This is a genomic window from Cupriavidus sp. 05T313 (genome assembly GCF_056396665.1).
On the sequence record NZ_JBFTLX010000586.1, the window covers coordinates 1 to 546 of the forward strand.

1 protein-coding gene is annotated in these 546 nt (G+C 64.3%); it reads right to left on the reverse strand.

Features of this window, described 5'->3' with window-relative positions; genetic code table 11:
* Positions 1–500, reverse strand: a 500-nt coding sequence (locus AC1DKD_RS41870) for a ThuA domain-containing protein (protein ID WP_477144814.1), incomplete at its 3' end; no start/stop codon positions are given.
* Positions 501–546 lie beyond the last annotated feature (46 nt).

Below are 546 nucleotides of genomic sequence, written 5' to 3' on the forward strand. Positions count from 1 at the left end.
GCCCACAGCAGGCCCCTTTCGATGATGGTGCGAACGTTCTGGGCCTGGAGGATTTCCACGCGGTGCCCTGGGGTGGATACGAAAATCCGGCCCTTGCCCCATTGGCGGGTCCAGATGGCGGGGGATGTCACTTCGCGGTTCCAGGGGTCCCACTCGCGGACTTTCTGGGTGGTGGTGGCCAGGACGTCCACATAGTCGTCAGAGAGGACCCAGTACTGTTCGGTGACCAGGTCAAAGTCCTTGATGCCCCTGGTGATGGGGTGGTCCGCGGCGGCCGGCAGCATGTTGACGGTATAGGGCACGTAGTTGTCCGACTGCTCGCCGGTGCACTCGTCCGGGTGCTTGCCGGGGTGGCAGGCGAACTGGCCGCCGATCAGGTGCAGGTAGTCGGAGGTGTTCCGGTAGGAATCGGCGATCCCGCCGTGCCAGCCGGCCAGGCCTGTGCCGTTCTCCACGGCCGCCCGCAGCCCGGCGAACTCGTCTTTTTCGATGGTGCTCATGGTCATGCACTGCATGATCAGGTCCACTCCTGCCATGTATTCGGCG